We start from the raw sequence: 741 nt of genomic DNA on the forward strand, positions 1-741 counted from the left end.
CTTGGTGATCTCCCGGTACGTCACATGCACCGTGGTCTCGGTGATGCCGTACATGTTGATGAGCTGCGGGCTCTCGTCACCGAAGCGGTCGAACCAGGGCCGCAGGGTCTCGGGCTCCAGCGCCTCGCCGCCAAAGACCACCTGGCGCAGGGACAGGCCGGAGCCGCCTTCTTCATCCTGCTCCACCGCATGCGCCAGCTGCCCGAAGGCCGAAGGCGTTTGATTGAGAACCGTTACGCGCTCGGCACGCAGCAAAGCCAGGAAGTCCTGGGGCGAGCGGCTGACCCAGTACGGCACCACCACCAGCCGGCCGCCCGTGCACAGGGCGCCGAAGATCTCCCAGACCGAGAAGTCGAAGGCGTAGGAGTGAAACAGGGTCCAGACATCGTCCGGGCCGAAGCCGAACCAGGCATCGGTGGCGTCCAGCAGCCGTGCCACGTTGCGGTGGCTCAGTTGCGCGCCCTTGGGACGGCCCGTGGAGCCCGAGGTGTAGATCACATAGGCCAGGCTGTCGGCCGGGACATCGACCTGCGGATCGGTATCGGGTTCGCCCGACAGGTCCAGCATGTCGATCTCCAGCACCTGCAGCGCAGCAGCGCCGGGAATGCGCTCGCGCAGCGCAGCCTGCGTCAGCACCAGGGCAATGCCGCTGTCCTCGACCATGTGCGCCAGCCGGTCCGCCGGGTAATCCGGGTCCAGCGGCACATAGGCGCCACCGGCCTTGAGGATGGCCAGCAGGCC

Annotated in this window: 1 protein-coding gene; it reads right to left on the bottom strand. The window is 67.3% G+C overall.

From position 1 onward, the window contains the following. Positions 1 to 741, bottom strand: a 741-nt coding sequence (locus PO605_RS30875; protein ID WP_272207356.1) for an AMP-binding protein, incomplete at both ends; no start/stop codon positions are given.

Origin of the sequence: Delftia sp. DT-2 (assembly GCF_028401915.1) — a bacterium.
Lineage (GTDB): Bacteria > Pseudomonadota > Gammaproteobacteria > Burkholderiales > Burkholderiaceae_C > Comamonas > Comamonas tsuruhatensis.